The sequence below is a fragment of the Hyphomicrobium sp. genome (assembly GCF_051860585.1).
Classification (GTDB): Bacteria; Pseudomonadota; Alphaproteobacteria; order Rhizobiales; family Hyphomicrobiaceae; genus Hyphomicrobium_C.
In genome coordinates, this window is record NZ_JBHYDS010000008.1 from 56,943 (window position 1) to 70,631 (window position 13,689).

Genomic DNA, 13,689 nt, shown 5'->3' on the forward strand with positions numbered 1-13,689 from the left:
ACCGTGAGGGGGACACGGCGGCAATTCAAGGGCAATCCGTAAGCCGTTCACCGGGCGGCGAAAAAGCACGCACGCCGCGCGGCCCTGAACGGCACGGCCCTCGCCCGCGCTGCCACCAGATCTGCGCCAGGCCTACTGTGCCGCGTCGCCACGCTTCTCGATCAGGAGCCGCGCGCCCTCGTAGGCCAGATAGGCGCCGCCCGCGAACAGCAGCGCCGCGAGCGCGTACGCACCGGCCCACGAGGCGCCGCTCGCAACGGCAACGGACCGGGCGAGGCACAAGAGCCCGAGCACGATCTTGCCGACGTTCCACCACGCCGGGCGCGATCGGGCGATGGCGTCGTCGCGGGCGTTCTCCCGCTCGAGGAACGCTTCGGCGCGGGCAAGTTTGTCCTGGAGCGAAAACATGGGAGGCCTCCTCTGGATCTGCAGCGGCGGCGATCCTCAGAGAACAATGGGCCCAACGCTGCTCCGTGCGGAACAGGCACGACGCGCCGAAAACAAATGTGCCGGAGACGAGGTCCCCGGCACATTCAAACAGTCAGTCTAGCGTGCGGCCGGCTTACGGACAGAACCATACCGGGCCGACGACGACACAACCGCGCGTCTGCCAGTAGCTCGGACGCCTGCTGTGGCGATGCCAGCCCTTCGGCGCATGCGCATGGCGGCTGCCCGGGCGGAAGCCATGGTTGCCTTTGAAGCCTCCCTTGTTGCCGCCGTAACCCTTGTTGAAGCCCTTATTGTAGTTCTTCTTCTTGTACTGGCTGTACTGAACCGGCGTGAAGCCGCTGTCGGCTTGAGCCGTTGCCGAAGCAGCGCCGGAAACCGGTGCGGCGAGCGTGGGAGCCGCGCCTGCAAAGGCGAGCAGGCATGCGGACATGGCGAGTGTGATAATTCTCAAAACAAGTCTCCTTTGGGGGAAATCGGCATGATGCGCGAAGAACGCGGCAGGTGCCGTTATTGTTCCCCAATGTGCGCAAACTACGGCGATGCGTCCGCAGACAATCCGTAAAAAGATCAAAAAATAGATCAGCCGTCACGGCGCACTGGCGTGGGTGCTGGCGCGTATGAAACGCAAGCGCGGGCGCGTTGCGCGAGACGCGCACGAGAGGGGTGCGCGATGATGCTCACGAGACGGACTTGAGCGCAGAACTCAGTCGATGTTGAAGCGATAGCTGAGGCCGAGGCCGCCGAAGAACTGGTTCTCGTCCTCGACGATCGGGCTGTCGGACGCGTCCCCGACGAGGCGCGAATAGCGTCCGCTGAGCTTGAGCGTCCAGACGTCCGACAGCGGCACATCGGTGGTCAGGCCGAAGTAAACGTCCTTGATGCCTGCTTCCGCGTCGTAGACGGCGAGACCCGCGACCGAGGCCGCGCTCTGCCCCGGTGTCACGGAGAAATAGGCATCCATGTACTCGTCGTCGGCGTAGCTCGCGCCGAGTGTCGCCAATACGAAAATGCCCGAAGCCAACGGCGCCCTCGCCTCGGCGCCGAAACGGATCAGCCCGCCCGTGTCGTCGCCTGACACCTGATGATGATACGAGACGAACGGCGTCACCGGTCCGCCGCGATAGGCCACATAGCCGCCGGCAACCACGCCGCCGTCCACATCGCCGAGACCGCGCAGACGGGCCGCGTCGTTGTCGTCGCGGTCGAAGCGCCAGCCGACCAGTGGGCCCGCCTCGAAGCCGCTGAACTCGAGTACGCGGAAACGCAGGTCGTCCGGTCCGCGGAACTGCACGCGGCTGGTGCCATTGTCGAGCCCGGTCGGAGCGATGAACGGCGCGCCGCGCACCTCGTACTCCTTCGCGCCTTCGTATTTCGGGGCGACGAACACGAACCCGCCGACTTGCCAGTCCGTATTGCCGAGGCCGAGATCGCCGAACCCGCCCGCAGATGCGAAGGAAACCGGTGTCGCGGCGAAGACAACAAGCGCAGACGCAACAGCCTTGGAACGAACAGACAGCATTGTGACAGCACCCCACGTGACAGGCGGCGAGTATGCAAACCGCCACGTCCGTTGACTACCGCCAAATGGTTTGGAATCTCCCAACGCACGGGCCCGGACGCGTAGTCCGTGGACGACCGTGTCCGATATGCATCACGAACAACGTGGTCAGAGGAATGAGCCGCCCACTGGATTGCAGCAGGCTTCCGGGCGTGCGTGCCGTCTCGCGGCCATCCCCGCCCAGCAAATGCACCGAACAGCACGGCGTCGACGTCGCGAGCCATGGTCCAGCGAGCCATGGCCAGGATGGGCCACGGCTGCATTGGCGTTGGTCAGTCCGTGTCGGGCTCTTTCTTCAGAACCTTGTAGTCGGCTGTGCTGATGTCGAGATCGTACAGCTTGCCATCGGCCGCGACGGCATCGTCCACGTCCCATTTTTTGTCATCGTCGAGTTCGATTTTGCCCCAGGCCGAGTAGCCTTCAGCCTTAAGCACGGTTTCGATTTTGGTCCGCTCTTCGTCTGTCGGAGGGCGGTCTTTGGCCTCGGCGTTGGCAGTAAAAATCGCTAATGCGGCCGCCGATACGAGAAGACGTTTGATCATGAGCGCTGTCCTTCGATTGCGGGCTGGGGGTGCCCGCAACAGGAATAGCACGCCGGCCCGAGGCGTCACAGTTTGCGGCATTAAACGGTTGATGTGACGTCAACTTCCCAGGTGGCCGCGTGCCGTATCGGCGAGCCAACCCCTCAACGGAACCGCTGTCGCCGCGCTTCGCCGCAATGTCATGTGACCGTGCACCCAGCCCTCGCCAGCGCACCGAGCAGTGCCGCGTGGACGCCACCGGCGTCGAGCGGTGAGGCGCGCGTGGGTTCTTGCGATTTGGACGCGGAAACAAGCAGCTCCAGCCATAATAGGCGTCGCGCCTCGGAAATTCCGATGTCCGCAATCGGCCTGGGGCAGAATTAGTCGCCGCCTGCGGCTGGAGCGTTGACGGAGTTCAATTTGAGGTCTTGGCGCCTTGAAACACCGATCGCAGCGCTGCTTTCAGTTCGTCGACGCCGCTTCTCTTGCTGGCCAAGAATTCGTTGAGTTCATATCGGGCGGGGTTCTGCTGAATGGAGCGGGTCAGATGATGCGACGTGTGTTCGACAAATACGGCGCGCGCTGTCTCGTCATAGACGAGATGCCACCAGTCCTCGTCCATGCGAGCCGGCCCGGACTCCATCTTTTTTAGTTCGAGCGTGTGACGGTCGCCTCGTGCCATGTGTCTATCCCTATGCAAATTTCGAGATCGTCTAAATTACACGGCGCGGGCGTCGGAGGTGACCCCGTCGCTCTCAAATACTGCCCGTTTCACTTCCTTGACAACGTCGGCGATGGTGACGCCAGGCTCCATGCGGATTGCTCCGCGTTCGACCATGTTTTTGAATTGTGAGTTACGGAGAATTTCGAAGAGTTCGTGCTTCGCCTGCAGATCCATTGGCAGGTCGCCTACCACCTTGAGTGCACGGATATCGATTTCAGCAATCTTACTGCTGCGCCCGATATCCAAAGTGGTGAGCGTGTCCGTTGCCTGAAAATATGCACTTGCTGTCATGAGTTTCTCACAGTCCTGAACTGGGTTTCAGCTGGCGACACGCCTCGCAGATAAAAAAATCCTATTCCCCTATCTCTTTTCGCGGCGACACAGCAGCGAGCTTTAGAGCTGCTGTTCGGGGTCGGGCCTCAGGCCACGGTCGACAATGACTTTCTCGAATCCGGCTTCGAGCTCAGCCTGCGTCAAGTTTGGAAACTTCCGCTGCATGGCTGTCAACAGGCTCGAATCCTGATGACCGAGCGTGATCAAGCGATCGAGCTCACAGGAAACTTCGCTACAATCCGTCATGATGCTGGATCACCCTTTGATGCCTGTCGACGCGCGTAGCCTCAGCCGGCGAAGTGCGGGTAAGCCACGGCGCGCGGCTTTGACGGCGAGCTTGCACGGCGAACGTGGAAGTCGCAGTAGGGGTACCCATCCACCTTCCGCTTGCCGCAATAGTGGAAGTCTTCTTTTTGCGGGTCGCCGATCGGCCAACGGCAGTCGCCGGCCAGCAGCGTCTCCATCGTCTTTCGTTGACCGACGGGAATGATCGGCTCCGGCGCTTGAACGGGGAGTGTCGGCTTTTTGTGCGGAAACATGACAAAGGCTTTCGCTGGGCGTACCGAGCACAATTGCCGGCAAGCAAATGGTGATGGAAAGCCCAAGCGACTTGCTTGGGCTTTCCATCTTAGCGTTTCGTCAGATCGAACAGCGCCTTTTAATAGTCCATTCCGCCGCCGGGCATTCCTGCACTCGGGGCATCTTTCTTCGGCAGCTCGGCAATCATCGCCTCAGTCGTGATCAGAAGGCCGGCAACAGACGCGGCATCCTGCAGCGCGCAACGAACGACCTTGGCTGGGTCGATCACGCCTTGCGCGACGAGATCGCCGTAGGCTCCTGTTTGGGCGTTGTAGCCAAACGCGTAGTCCGTATTGTCGATGATCTTGCCGACGATGACCGAGCCATCTTCTCCGGCGTTGATGAAGATCTGCCGGGCTGGCGCCTGCAGTGCTTTGCGCACGATGGAGATGCCCGTCTTTTGATCGTCATTCGTGGGCTTGAGGGCCGCCAGCGACGCGATGGCGCGAAGCAAGGCGACGCCGCCACCGGGAACGATGCCTTCCTCGACGGCCGCGCGAGTTGCGTGGAGTGCGTCGTCGACGCGGTCCTTGCGCTCCTTGACCTCGACTTCTGTCGAGCCTCCGACCCTGATCACCGCTACGCCACCGGCGAGCTTCGCCAAACGCTCCTGCAGCTTTTCGCGATCGTAGTCCGAGGTCGTGTCCTCGATCTGCGTCTTGATCTGCTTGATGCGCGCGTCGATATCGGCCTTCTTGCCCGACCCGTCGACAATCGTCGTGTCGTCCTTGTCGATGGTGATCTTCTTGGCGCGGCCAAGCATCTCCAGCGTGACGCTCTCGAGCTTGATCCCGAGATCCTCAGACACAACGGTACCACCGGTCACGATGGCGATGTCTTCCATCATGGCCTTGCGGCGATCGCCGAAGCCAGGAGCCTTGACGGCCGCGACCTTGAGCCCACCGCGCAGTTTGTTGACGACCAGCGTTGCAAGCGCCTCGCCTTCGATATCCTCGGCAATGATCAGCAGCGGCTGACCGGACTGAACGACTGCCTCGAGCAGCGGAAGCAGCGTTTGCAATCCACCAAGCTTCTTCTCGTGCAGCAGGATGTAGGGGTTCTCCAGCTCCACGCGCATCTTCTCGGCATTGGTAATGAAGTAGGGCGAGAGATACCCGCGGTCGAACTGCATGCCTTCGACGACTTCGAGTTCGGTTTCGAGGCTCTTGCTCTCCTCGATCGTGATCACGCCCTCGTTGCCCACGCGCTTCATGGCCTCGGCGAGCTTTGCGCCGATTTCCTTGTCGCCGTTTGAGGAGATGGTGCCGACCTGCGCGATTTCCGCGTTGGAGGTCACCTTCTTGGCCTTGGCCTTGAGCTCTGCCACGACGGCTGCAACCGCCTGGTCGATACCGCGCCGCAGGTCCATCGGGTTCGCGCCGGCTGCAACCGACTTTGCGCCTTCTTTGATGATCGCCTGTGCGAGCACGGTTGCGGTCGTCGTGCCGTCGCCCGCGAGGTCGGAGGTCTTGGACGCGACCTCCTTGAGCATCTGGGCGCCCATGTTCTCGAACTTGTCCTCGAGCTCGATTTCCTTGGCGACCGTCACACCGTCCTTGGTGATGCGCGGGGCGCCATAAGATTTTTCAAGCACGACATTGCGGCCTTTGGGACCGAGCGTCACTTTGACTGCGTTGGCGAGGATGTCGACGCCGCGCAGCATGCGGTCGCGCGCGTCTTGACCGAATTTAACGTCTTTGGAAGCCATGAGTGGCAACTCCTGAATGTGAGGAAGGCGCGTGAGGGTTAGGCGGCGGCTTTGACTTTGGCCGAGCCTTCGATCACGCCGAGGATGTCGCTCTCTTTCATGATAAGAACGTCGTCCCCGTCGATCTTGACCTCGGTGCCCGACCACTTGCCGAACAGCACCGTGTCGCCCGCCTTGATGTCCAACGCGTTGATCTTACCGCTCTCGTCGCGGGAGCCAGGACCGACGGCGATAACCTCGCCTCGCATGGGCTTTTCCTTGACGGTATCGGGAATAATGATGCCGCCTGCGCTCTTGCTGTCCTCTTCGAGCCGCTTAATGACGACACGATCGTGCAAGGGCCGGAATTTCATTGAAATCCTCAAATCTCTTATTTTTGGGGCGATGTGCGGTTCGGAGCGTTGAAAAACACCCATCACAGGCACGAAACAGCATCTTAGCACTTGCGCCGACAGAGTGCTAATTATGGTTTGGCCGGCTCCGTCGAGCGCTACTTCGACAACAGTTGTTATGCGAACGTGAGCCCGTGGATGTTGTCGCCCTCCCCACTCCCCCTATCCTGCCCCATCCCGCCTCGTCATGAGGGTCATGCCGGAGGCATTCTTCCAGCATGACCTCGCGAGGCGTCGCGAGAGGCGTGAGTAGGTCGGAACTATCGGCTACGGAGCCTTTGGTCCGAGGCTCGCGTCGTGCCGAAGGCGCGCTTCCGAGGCGTGCCGAAGGCGCGCTTCCGAGGCGTGCCGAAGGCGCGCTTCCGAGGCGTGCCGAAGGCGCGCTTCCGGAGTCGGTTGCGTCTCAGAACCGGTAGCCATAGCGGATACCGAGCCGGTCGAGCCCTTCGTTCGGGCTGACGGTATACCCGTTCGACGTGTGCTCGAAATATGCCGAGAGGCTGTTATGGGCGTCGAAACGGTAGCCGACTTCCACGGGGATGTGGAACAGCAGCCTTGATCCAAGCGCCTTCTGGTCCCAGTCCACGAGCTTGAGCTGCCCGTCGTGGATGGCGCCTCCGATCCCAAGACCGAAGAAGATGCCGCTCGGTGTTTCGTACTGCCAGCGGGCATCGATGTAGCCGTGACTCGTTGCTCCGGCGGTGTTGATCGTCCCGCCGATCGCGGGCCGAAGTGTGCCACCAAGGAACAACAGGGACGGCGACAAGAGGGCTTCAAGATTGATGTCGACAGAGTTCGGTTCGGCTCTGAACCCGCTCCACAATCCTGGGACGTCATGGTCGAGGACGCCGAATTTGAGTTCCTGGATGAGCCCATCGGCCAGCACGGGCGCGCCCGCGTCGAGCAGCAGCAGCGCCACCACGAGAAGGATTGCTAAGCTTCTTGCGAGCATCTGTTGTCAACCCGTCCGTCTCAACTGATCTTACAGAACACGAATGCTTGAGTCCGGGTAGCTAAACTGAGGAGTTCACGTCCATACAAATCGGCAATGTTGCTGCCGAGCAGCACAAGACCACGCGATGCAGCAATCATGGAAAGGACTAAGCCTGCCTGGAACGAAGTCTAGACAGACGCCTCACCTCCCAACTGATCGACGCGAGGCGCGCATCGCTGGCGCACCAAATGTCTCCCAACCCGTTGCCGCCGACCGGCGTTATGATCTCGCCGCTGGCGCCGACGTCGGCGCCGAAACCAACTTCAGCCGAGGGGTCGTGATGGTCGAAACTTCAAAGGATTTTCGCAGATCGCGCATCGCGGTCGCCGCGTCAGTTGCCGTGTGGTGTGTCGCGTTCTGCGTCGCAGCCGGCATCGCACCCGCGGCCCGCGCGGACGATGCCGCAATCCCGAACCTCGTCGGGTCCTGGGTCGGCGAGAACAGAACCGTGTCCGACAAGAAGGGCTACAAGATCTGGGGCGAGAAGACGGTCGAGATTACCGAGCAGCAGGACCGCCGCTTCCGGGGCCACTTCACCTACCCCGAAGGCACCAAGAATTTCTTCGGCGTGATCTACCCCGACAACGTGTCCTTCACGTGGGTTGCCTCCGACAGCAAGGGCTACAATCACGGCCGCATCCTCGGCCCCGACAAGATTGCAGCCTGCTACGTCGAATCCGGCGAGGACGCGACCGCAGGCTGCGCGGAGCTGACGCGCAAAAAGTAGCGCCACACGCGCTGTCCTCCGTCTTTAGAGTTCATTCAAGTTTAGGACCTCCGTGCGATCGTGATCGCCGCTGGAACGGGAGAGGCCCGTCTCATTGCGTGCATGGGATTGACGATGATCAAGTCTTGGCTCGAAACGCACTGGGTCGCCGGCGCTTTGTTCATGAGCCTCGCATTCCTGTTGCTGGTGCCGGTGACCTTCGCCGGCGAAGGGCAAGCCCTCCTGCTCATCTTCCTCGCGTCCCCCGTCTATATGCTTCACCAGCTTGAAGAGCACACCGGCGACCGTTTCCGCGCCTACATCAACCGCACGGTATTCGGTGGCGTCCAAGCACTCAGCGTGAGCGACGTCCTCTGGATCAATCTCCCGGGTGTCTGGGGTCTGAACTTCGCGGCCCTCTATGCGGCTCATTTCATCGACGTCGGCTGGGGTGTCGCCGCGGGCTATCTCATCCTCATCAACGCCATTGCGCATATCGGGATGGCTGTGCGGTTCCGCGGCTACAATCCGGGCCTCGCCACGGGCATAGTGATGTTCGTGCCATTCGGCCTCGCCACCATCCTGCTGGTGCCGGCAACGCTGTCGCAGCACGCCTTCGGCTTTGCGATCGCGCTCGCCATTCATGCCGCCATCGCAATGCGGGCAAATCACAACGCGACGGCCGCGCGTCGAATGGAAGACGTGCGGATGCCGGCGGCGGTCGCCTGACCGGTCGTCGCCAGTTTTTTCGGGCACCCCCATTTGAAATGCAAACGCCCGGCCGCAAAGGTCGGGCGTTGTCTTTTGCGAAGGACGGGTCGGCAGGATGCGCGGAGACGGGCGAAGGCTCACTGCTCACCGTCCAACGCCTTCAGCGCCGCGCGAGTTGGATCGTCGCGCGCCTGCTCTTGTAAGTACCCCGGCAGCCCCCAATGTTACACATCTTAACATTGGCCAAAACGGACGGAGCGGTGAGCATGCCCAGACACATGATGATGTGGTTGCTTGCGGGTGGCGGCACCCTTGTCGGCGCCAGCATGGCGTATGTCGCCACGCGCCCCGCCTTGGCCCCGTCGGCCGCGCGCGCACGCGCCGGATTGCAACATATCCGCTCCGCGTTCCCGAGCCTGCCGAACATTTTCATGTCGAGTGCGTTGGGAGAGCGAAGCCGGCGCGGACAGACATCCGTGACGGCGACCGAGAGCACGACGACGCGACGCTCGGACACCGAAAGCGCGGCGTTCGACGCCTACCGGTCTGTGGAACTCGCCAAGCTGGATGAGCAGGAGCGAGACTTTCAAGCCTATCTCAGCGGCCTCCGCATGGCGCGCGATCGGCAAGAGTTTAACGTGTTCCTGGACAACAGGCGTGAGCGAGGCGGCGTCGCGAACAAAGAATGAAACGCAATATCGCATCGGTCCTTCGGCTCGGTGCGCCCTTTAAAAAGAGATCGGAAAACTCATGAAGATGGCAGGATCGATCGTGATCGCAGCTGGCCTACTGGCCGCCAGCGCAGGCGGCGCCTTGGCGGAAAAGGTCACTGTCACCGGAACGGTGACGGACACGTTTGGCCATCGTTACGTCGTCGACGAAGGGACGAAGAAATCGCTGGTCGACATCGGCCCCAAGGGGCGGGATGCAGTCACGATCAAGAACGGCGATAAGGTCACGATCGAAGGCGAATTGACCGATGCCGGGGAGGTCCGTGCGGCTCAGGTCGCAGTGGGCAGCGACAAAGCAGTCGAGCTGCCGGGCGAGAAGTCGTGGCTTCAGAGGCTAACCGGTGGCAAGGCCGAAAAGGCGCCGTTCGGTCCCGCCGAAGCGAAGGCCGTTGTCACCAAGGCCGGTTACGAGCCGGTCGGCGAGCCGAAAGCGGAGAAGAAACACTTCGAGGTGCTCGGCAAGAAGGACGGCAAGTTTTTTGCGCTCGATGCGCACCGCAATGGCGACGTCAAGCATGTCCACGCGGTCGATGCCTCGGACCCCAAATGGGGTTCTCTCGTCCACTGAGGTTTGAGCCTTTGAATGAAAAAAGCTTCGGGCCCAGCCAAGGCCCGAAGCTCGCGACGTTTGAAAAATGTCCGGCGCCTTGGCCTTATTTCTTCCGGTCGCGCGCGCCGAGCGTGCGCAGCCGCAGCGCATTGAGCTTGATGAAGCCCTGCGCGTCCTTCTGGTCGTAGGCGCCCTTGTCGTCCTCGAAGGTGACGAGTGTCGAGGAGTAGAGCGACTTCGCGCTCTCGCGGCCGACGACGATGACATTGCCCTTGTAGAGTTCGAGCGTCACCTCGCCCTCGACGTGCTCCTGCGATTTGTCGATCGCCGCCTGCAGCATCTCGCGCTCGGGCGAGAACCAGAAGCCGAAATACACGAGTTCCGCATAGCGCGGCATCAGCTCGTCCTTGAGATGCATCGCGCCGCGGTCGAGCGTCAGGCTTTCGATGGCGCGATGCGCCTGCAAAAGTATAGTCCCGCCGGGCGTCTCATACACGCCGCGCGACTTCATGCCGACGAAACGGTTCTCGACGAGATCGATGCGGCCGATGCCGTTGTCGCGGCCGAGATCGTTCAGCGCCTTGAGCAAGGTTGCGGGCGAGAGCTTCTTGCCGTCGAGCGAAACCGCGTCACCCTTCTCGAAGCCGATCTTGATCGTGGTGACCTTGTCGGGCGCATCCATCGGCGAGATGGTGCGCTGGTAGACGATCTCGGGCGCCTTCTTCGCCGGATCTTCCAGCACTTTGCCTTCCGACGACGAGTGCAGCAGGTTGGCGTCGACCGAGAACGGGCTATCGCCTTCCTTGTCCTTGGCGACCGGGATCTGGTTCTTGCGCGCGAACTCGATCAAATCCTCGCGGCCCTTGAACGCCCATTCGCGCCACGGTGCGATGATCTTGATGCCGGGTTCGAGCGCGTAATAGGTGAGTTCGAAACGGACCTGGTCGTTGCCCTTGCCGGTGGCGCCGTGGCAGACGGCGTCGGCGCCGGTCGCGCGCGCGATCTCGATCTGCTTCTTGCCGATCAGCGGGCGCGCAATCGACGTCCCGAGCAGGTAGATGCCTTCATAGAGCGCGTTGGCGCGGAACATCGGGAACACGTAGTCGCGAACGAACTCCTCGCGCAGGTCCTCGATGAAGATGTTCTCTGTCTTGATGCCGAGCATCTCGGCCTTCTTGCGCGCCGGCTCGAGCTCTTCGCCCTGGCCGAGATCGGCCGTGAACGTCACGACCTCGCAGCCGTAGGTTTCCTGCAGCCACTTGAGAATGATCGAGGTGTCGAGACCGCCCGAGTATGCGAGCACTACCTTCTTAATGTTCGGCTTGGCGTCATTCGTGCTCATCGTCGCGACCTCGTTCCCTTCCTCGATTCGGCGGCACTATAGGGGCCCGCCGCGGCCTCGCAAGGCGCACGCCGTCTCATGTGCCCACAGCAAATCTGGCGGACCATGATCGCTTCGGACCCTATCAGTCCGAAGCGTGAATCATCGGTCCATCAAGTGCATAGGGCGCATTTGCGCCCCGGCCACGCCCAGGCTTTAAGGTACCGATGGGAAAATCTCCATCATCTGGCCCTGTTTTTCTGCATCAAACGGCCTAATCTGCGGGCAAACACGCCAAGAAGAGCAGTTCGGGGGAACGATTGTGAGAATGAAGCCGGCTAAGCTGTTCGCCAGAAGCGCTATCGCCGCCAGCCTCGCCTGGTGCGCGCCGGCCGTGGCCGAGGAGCTTCCCTGGGCGAACCAGCCCGTAGCGCCGCAGGCGGTCGCCCCACCCTCCGGCGATCAGGCCACCCTCGAAGCCGCTCAGTCCCAATGCGCGAGCCTGTTCGAAGCAGCCTGCCGCGATCTCAAAACGTGCAGCTGGGTGGGCGAGGTCGCCCTTCCGGACGGGACCGTTTCGCCGCAGCGCTGTGTCGCCCGGCCTCCCGCGCCCCCCAAGGCGGCCAAGAAGACGCCGAAAGCCCCGGCCGCCAAGAAGGAAGCCGCGGCGCCCACCGCTCCGGCCGCCCCCGCCGTGAAGGCGGCTGTGACGCGCGTCGAAGAGGTCGAAGCCCCCGCCGAGCCGAAGAAGGCCCCGGCCAAGCCGAAGCCGGTGAAGCAGGCTGCGCCGACGATCGAAGTCACGCCCGCCGCGGCGGACAAGCCTGTGGTTGTCGCGCCGGAACCGAAGGTCGAGGCCACGGCGAAGGAAGAGGCTCCCGCCGCGCCGGCCGACAAGGCTGAGGTGGCCGAGCCGAAGAAGACGGAAACCAAGTCGCCGATTGCCGTGAAGCCGCCGCAGCCCGAAGGCGCGCAGATGCCGTCGTTCAGCACGATCTCGCCGGTTATGCCGGGCGCGGACAGCAATGCGGTCGTCGTCACGGTGCCGTCGAAGCAATAAGCGAGCCCAAGCCCCCCCGCAGGTCCGCCAGCCGCCGATCGCTCGGCGGCTCAGGAGGCAACGGGAGCTAGGACGCCCAGGGAAACTTGAACGTCGGGATCGGCGCGGGGAACAGCGTCGATAGGAACGACTGCGCGGACCCCATCGGCGAGACGGCGTGGCCGCTGTCCGAGCGGTAGGACGAAAACGCCCGGTCGATCGATTGCGTCGCAAGCTGGGCTGCATCCATGGCGGCGATGTTAGCCTCGGCGGTCGGCATGGCGACGGCACGTGGAACGCCGGCGGACATCATGGCATAGGCCATCGGCCAGCTCGCCGGATTGCCCTGCAGCGGAAACAGACCCCACCAGGCCCGCGCCGGCGCGAACATCGGCGAGTTTGCCCAATCGGTTGAGATCTTTAGGAATTCATTCGGTGTCGATGGCACGACATGGGCCGATGAGACGGCCGACCGGTATGGCCGGGGGCCGGTCACGAGACGCAGATCGCGGTCGTCGCTGCTCGCGCCTGAGGTGTAGGCCTGCGCAGCGGTCGACCAGAAATCGAGCGCCTGGTCAGCCAGCGCCGCATAAGCAGCCGAGGCGGCTTGCGCATATCCGAACGCCGCCGTCGTGCAGCTTTTCGCAAAGCGCGTCGAAAGTTCGTGATCGTAGTGACCCATCGTGGCTCCACTCCCGTTCGCGTCGTAGCGCCCATTGTGCAGTGCACAATATAGGCGCGAACCCAGATTCGGGCAACCGGTCCGGTGGGTGATCTTTGGTGTAAGGGGAGAAGCGTGACCGATCGCTGGCTCAGACGCCGGAGGCTTGGTTTTTCGGAACAGCAACAAGCACATACATCAATCCGGCGGCCAAGCCGGAGGCGACGTAGGCGGCCAGCGCATAGCTGTTGTAGATCGTCTGCGCCCCCGCCTCGCTGACGTACTGGGCGGAGAACCCCGCGAGTGCGATCAGAATGCCGCAGGCCACGAAATAGAGCCGCGAGCGGATCGGCAGCCAGGCCGCGACGAGCGCCGCCAGCGCCGCGAAGGGCAGCGCGAACACGGCCGATTGCGTCGCCGCCAGCAATGTCAGCAGGCCGAGGCTTTCCAACCGCGCGAGCGCGAGCCCGTCTGCGCCCGCCACGAACAGGGCTTGGACGGCCCCCGCGGTGAGCGCCGCAGCCGCAAATCCGAGGGTGAACCTGACAATCGCAACGACAACCGACACGTGTCACCCCTGCCGAGATCTGTGACGTACCCTAGAGCCTGATCGTTGCGCATGCGAGCGATCAAGCTCGCATCATGCTGAAAGCATGCCTCCGGCATGACGACGATGTCAGACTCTCAAACGATGGTCCTAGAGCACGTCCG

19 protein-coding genes are annotated in these 13,689 nt (G+C 62.4%); 5 read left to right on the top strand and 14 right to left on the bottom strand.

What is annotated here, in order from left to right; genetic code table 11:
* Window positions 1–132: 132 nt before the first annotated feature.
* The 11 genes from ACTIFK_RS13620 to ACTIFK_RS13670 all read right to left on the bottom strand — a co-directional run bounded on the left by ACTIFK_RS13620 (window position 133) and on the right by ACTIFK_RS13670 (window position 7,217).
* Window positions 133–408: a hypothetical protein gene (locus tag ACTIFK_RS13620; protein WP_439543622.1), complete on the bottom strand. Its 276-nt coding sequence runs from the start codon at window positions 406–408 to the stop codon at window positions 133–135.
* A gap of 154 nt (window positions 409–562) precedes the next feature.
* A complete protein-coding gene (locus ACTIFK_RS13625; protein WP_439543623.1) occupies window positions 563–901 on the bottom strand; it encodes a hypothetical protein in 339 nt (112 codons plus the stop codon).
* Between the two features lie 252 nt (window positions 902–1,153).
* Window positions 1,154–1,969, bottom strand: a complete 816-nt coding sequence (locus tag ACTIFK_RS13630; RefSeq protein ID WP_439543624.1) for a MipA/OmpV family protein — start codon at window positions 1,967–1,969, stop codon at window positions 1,154–1,156.
* 311 nt (window positions 1,970–2,280) lie between these two features.
* Window positions 2,281–2,550, bottom strand: coding sequence for a PepSY domain-containing protein (locus tag ACTIFK_RS13635; protein ID WP_439543625.1), 270 nt, complete (start codon window positions 2,548–2,550; stop codon window positions 2,281–2,283).
* 394 nt (window positions 2,551–2,944) lie between these two features.
* The gene (locus tag ACTIFK_RS13640) at window positions 2,945–3,211 is read right to left on the bottom strand and encodes a hypothetical protein (RefSeq protein ID WP_439543626.1); all 267 of its coding nucleotides are present in this window, start codon (window positions 3,209–3,211) and stop codon (window positions 2,945–2,947) included.
* A 36-nt stretch (window positions 3,212–3,247) separates the two neighbouring features.
* Window positions 3,248–3,544, bottom strand: coding sequence for a hypothetical protein (locus ACTIFK_RS13645; protein WP_439543627.1), 297 nt, complete (start codon window positions 3,542–3,544; stop codon window positions 3,248–3,250).
* Between the two features lie 102 nt (window positions 3,545–3,646).
* A complete protein-coding gene (locus ACTIFK_RS13650; protein ID WP_439543628.1) occupies window positions 3,647–3,832 on the bottom strand; it encodes a hypothetical protein in 186 nt (61 codons plus the stop codon).
* 41 nt (window positions 3,833–3,873) lie between these two features.
* Window positions 3,874–4,125 (bottom strand): GcrA family cell cycle regulator, encoded by a 252-nt coding sequence (locus tag ACTIFK_RS13655; RefSeq protein WP_439543629.1) that lies wholly within the window; start codon window positions 4,123–4,125, stop codon window positions 3,874–3,876.
* Window positions 4,126–4,244: 119 nt separating this feature from the next.
* Window positions 4,245–5,873: a chaperonin GroEL gene (groL, locus tag ACTIFK_RS13660; RefSeq protein WP_439543630.1), complete on the bottom strand. Its 1,629-nt coding sequence runs from the start codon at window positions 5,871–5,873 to the stop codon at window positions 4,245–4,247.
* A 38-nt stretch (window positions 5,874–5,911) separates the two neighbouring features.
* The gene (locus ACTIFK_RS13665) at window positions 5,912–6,226 is read right to left on the bottom strand and encodes a co-chaperone GroES (RefSeq protein WP_439543631.1); all 315 of its coding nucleotides are present in this window, start codon (window positions 6,224–6,226) and stop codon (window positions 5,912–5,914) included.
* Window positions 6,227–6,668: 442 nt separating this feature from the next.
* Window positions 6,669–7,217, bottom strand: a complete 549-nt coding sequence (locus ACTIFK_RS13670) for an acyloxyacyl hydrolase (protein ID WP_439543632.1) — start codon at window positions 7,215–7,217, stop codon at window positions 6,669–6,671.
* Between the two features lie 322 nt (window positions 7,218–7,539).
* On the opposite strand from ACTIFK_RS13670, the gene ACTIFK_RS13675 reads away from it, so the two are divergent.
* From ACTIFK_RS13675 to ACTIFK_RS13690, 4 genes are all read left to right on the top strand, one after another.
* Window positions 7,540–7,986: a hypothetical protein gene (locus ACTIFK_RS13675; RefSeq protein ID WP_439543633.1), complete on the top strand. Its 447-nt coding sequence runs from the start codon at window positions 7,540–7,542 to the stop codon at window positions 7,984–7,986.
* 114 nt (window positions 7,987–8,100) lie between these two features.
* Window positions 8,101–8,694 carry an HXXEE domain-containing protein gene (locus tag ACTIFK_RS13680; protein WP_439543634.1) on the top strand — a complete coding sequence of 198 codons (594 nt, stop codon included), beginning with the start codon at window positions 8,101–8,103 and terminating at the stop codon, window positions 8,692–8,694.
* A 248-nt stretch (window positions 8,695–8,942) separates the two neighbouring features.
* Window positions 8,943–9,365: a DUF2852 domain-containing protein gene (locus ACTIFK_RS13685; protein WP_439543635.1), complete on the top strand. Its 423-nt coding sequence runs from the start codon at window positions 8,943–8,945 to the stop codon at window positions 9,363–9,365.
* 61 nt (window positions 9,366–9,426) lie between these two features.
* Window positions 9,427–9,975: a hypothetical protein gene (locus ACTIFK_RS13690; protein ID WP_439543636.1), complete on the top strand. Its 549-nt coding sequence runs from the start codon at window positions 9,427–9,429 to the stop codon at window positions 9,973–9,975.
* 85 nt (window positions 9,976–10,060) lie between these two features.
* Here the strand turns inward: ACTIFK_RS13690 and ACTIFK_RS13695 are convergent, their stop codons facing one another.
* The gene (locus ACTIFK_RS13695; RefSeq protein WP_439543637.1) at window positions 10,061–11,299 is read right to left on the bottom strand and encodes an argininosuccinate synthase; all 1,239 of its coding nucleotides are present in this window, start codon (window positions 11,297–11,299) and stop codon (window positions 10,061–10,063) included.
* A gap of 307 nt (window positions 11,300–11,606) precedes the next feature.
* Here ACTIFK_RS13695 and ACTIFK_RS13700 point away from each other — a divergent pair, with 307 nt between their 5' ends.
* Window positions 11,607–12,338 (top strand): hypothetical protein, encoded by a 732-nt coding sequence (locus tag ACTIFK_RS13700; RefSeq protein WP_439543638.1) that lies wholly within the window; start codon window positions 11,607–11,609, stop codon window positions 12,336–12,338.
* Window positions 12,339–12,405: 67 nt separating this feature from the next.
* Here the strand turns inward: ACTIFK_RS13700 and ACTIFK_RS13705 are convergent, their stop codons facing one another.
* Window positions 12,406–12,999 (bottom strand): hypothetical protein, encoded by a 594-nt coding sequence (locus ACTIFK_RS13705; RefSeq protein WP_439543639.1) that lies wholly within the window; start codon window positions 12,997–12,999, stop codon window positions 12,406–12,408.
* Window positions 13,000–13,129: 130 nt separating this feature from the next.
* Entirely contained in the window at window positions 13,130–13,546 is a 417-nt protein-coding gene (locus ACTIFK_RS13710) for a hypothetical protein (RefSeq protein ID WP_439543640.1), read from the bottom strand.
* Window positions 13,547–13,689: the final 143 nt, after the last annotated feature.

Bases quoted from the DNA above. Each gene is read 5' to 3' on its own strand.
- ACTIFK_RS13640 (WP_439543626.1), bottom strand. From the start codon at position 3,211: ATGGCACGAGGCGACCGTCACACGCTCGAACTAAAAAAGATGGAGTCC.
- ACTIFK_RS13690 (WP_439543636.1), top strand. From the start codon at position 9,427: ATGAAGATGGCAGGATCGATCGTGATCGCAGCTGGCCTACTGGCCGCC.
- ACTIFK_RS13685 (WP_439543635.1), top strand. From the start codon at position 8,943: ATGCCCAGACACATGATGATGTGGTTGCTTGCGGGTGGCGGCACCCTT.
- ACTIFK_RS13700 (WP_439543638.1), top strand. From the start codon at position 11,607: ATGAAGCCGGCTAAGCTGTTCGCCAGAAGCGCTATCGCCGCCAGCCTC.
- ACTIFK_RS13635 (WP_439543625.1), bottom strand. From the start codon at position 2,550: ATGATCAAACGTCTTCTCGTATCGGCGGCCGCATTAGCGATTTTTACT.
- ACTIFK_RS13705 (WP_439543639.1), bottom strand. From the start codon at position 12,999: ATGGGTCACTACGATCACGAACTTTCGACGCGCTTTGCGAAAAGCTGC.
- ACTIFK_RS13680 (WP_439543634.1), top strand. From the start codon at position 8,101: ATGATCAAGTCTTGGCTCGAAACGCACTGGGTCGCCGGCGCTTTGTTC.
- ACTIFK_RS13675 (WP_439543633.1), top strand. From the start codon at position 7,540: ATGGTCGAAACTTCAAAGGATTTTCGCAGATCGCGCATCGCGGTCGCC.
- ACTIFK_RS13620 (WP_439543622.1), bottom strand. From the start codon at position 408: ATGTTTTCGCTCCAGGACAAACTTGCCCGCGCCGAAGCGTTCCTCGAG.
- groL (WP_439543630.1), bottom strand. From the start codon at position 5,873: ATGGCTTCCAAAGACGTTAAATTCGGTCAAGACGCGCGCGACCGCATG.
- ACTIFK_RS13695 (WP_439543637.1), bottom strand. From the start codon at position 11,299: ATGAGCACGAATGACGCCAAGCCGAACATTAAGAAGGTAGTGCTCGCA.
- ACTIFK_RS13650 (WP_439543628.1), bottom strand. From the start codon at position 3,832: ATGACGGATTGTAGCGAAGTTTCCTGTGAGCTCGATCGCTTGATCACG.
- ACTIFK_RS13665 (WP_439543631.1), bottom strand. From the start codon at position 6,226: ATGAAATTCCGGCCCTTGCACGATCGTGTCGTCATTAAGCGGCTCGAA.
- ACTIFK_RS13670 (WP_439543632.1), bottom strand. From the start codon at position 7,217: ATGCTCGCAAGAAGCTTAGCAATCCTTCTCGTGGTGGCGCTGCTGCTG.
- ACTIFK_RS13630 (WP_439543624.1), bottom strand. From the start codon at position 1,969: ATGCTGTCTGTTCGTTCCAAGGCTGTTGCGTCTGCGCTTGTTGTCTTC.
- ACTIFK_RS13655 (WP_439543629.1), bottom strand. From the start codon at position 4,125: ATGTTTCCGCACAAAAAGCCGACACTCCCCGTTCAAGCGCCGGAGCCG.
- ACTIFK_RS13645 (WP_439543627.1), bottom strand. From the start codon at position 3,544: ATGACAGCAAGTGCATATTTTCAGGCAACGGACACGCTCACCACTTTG.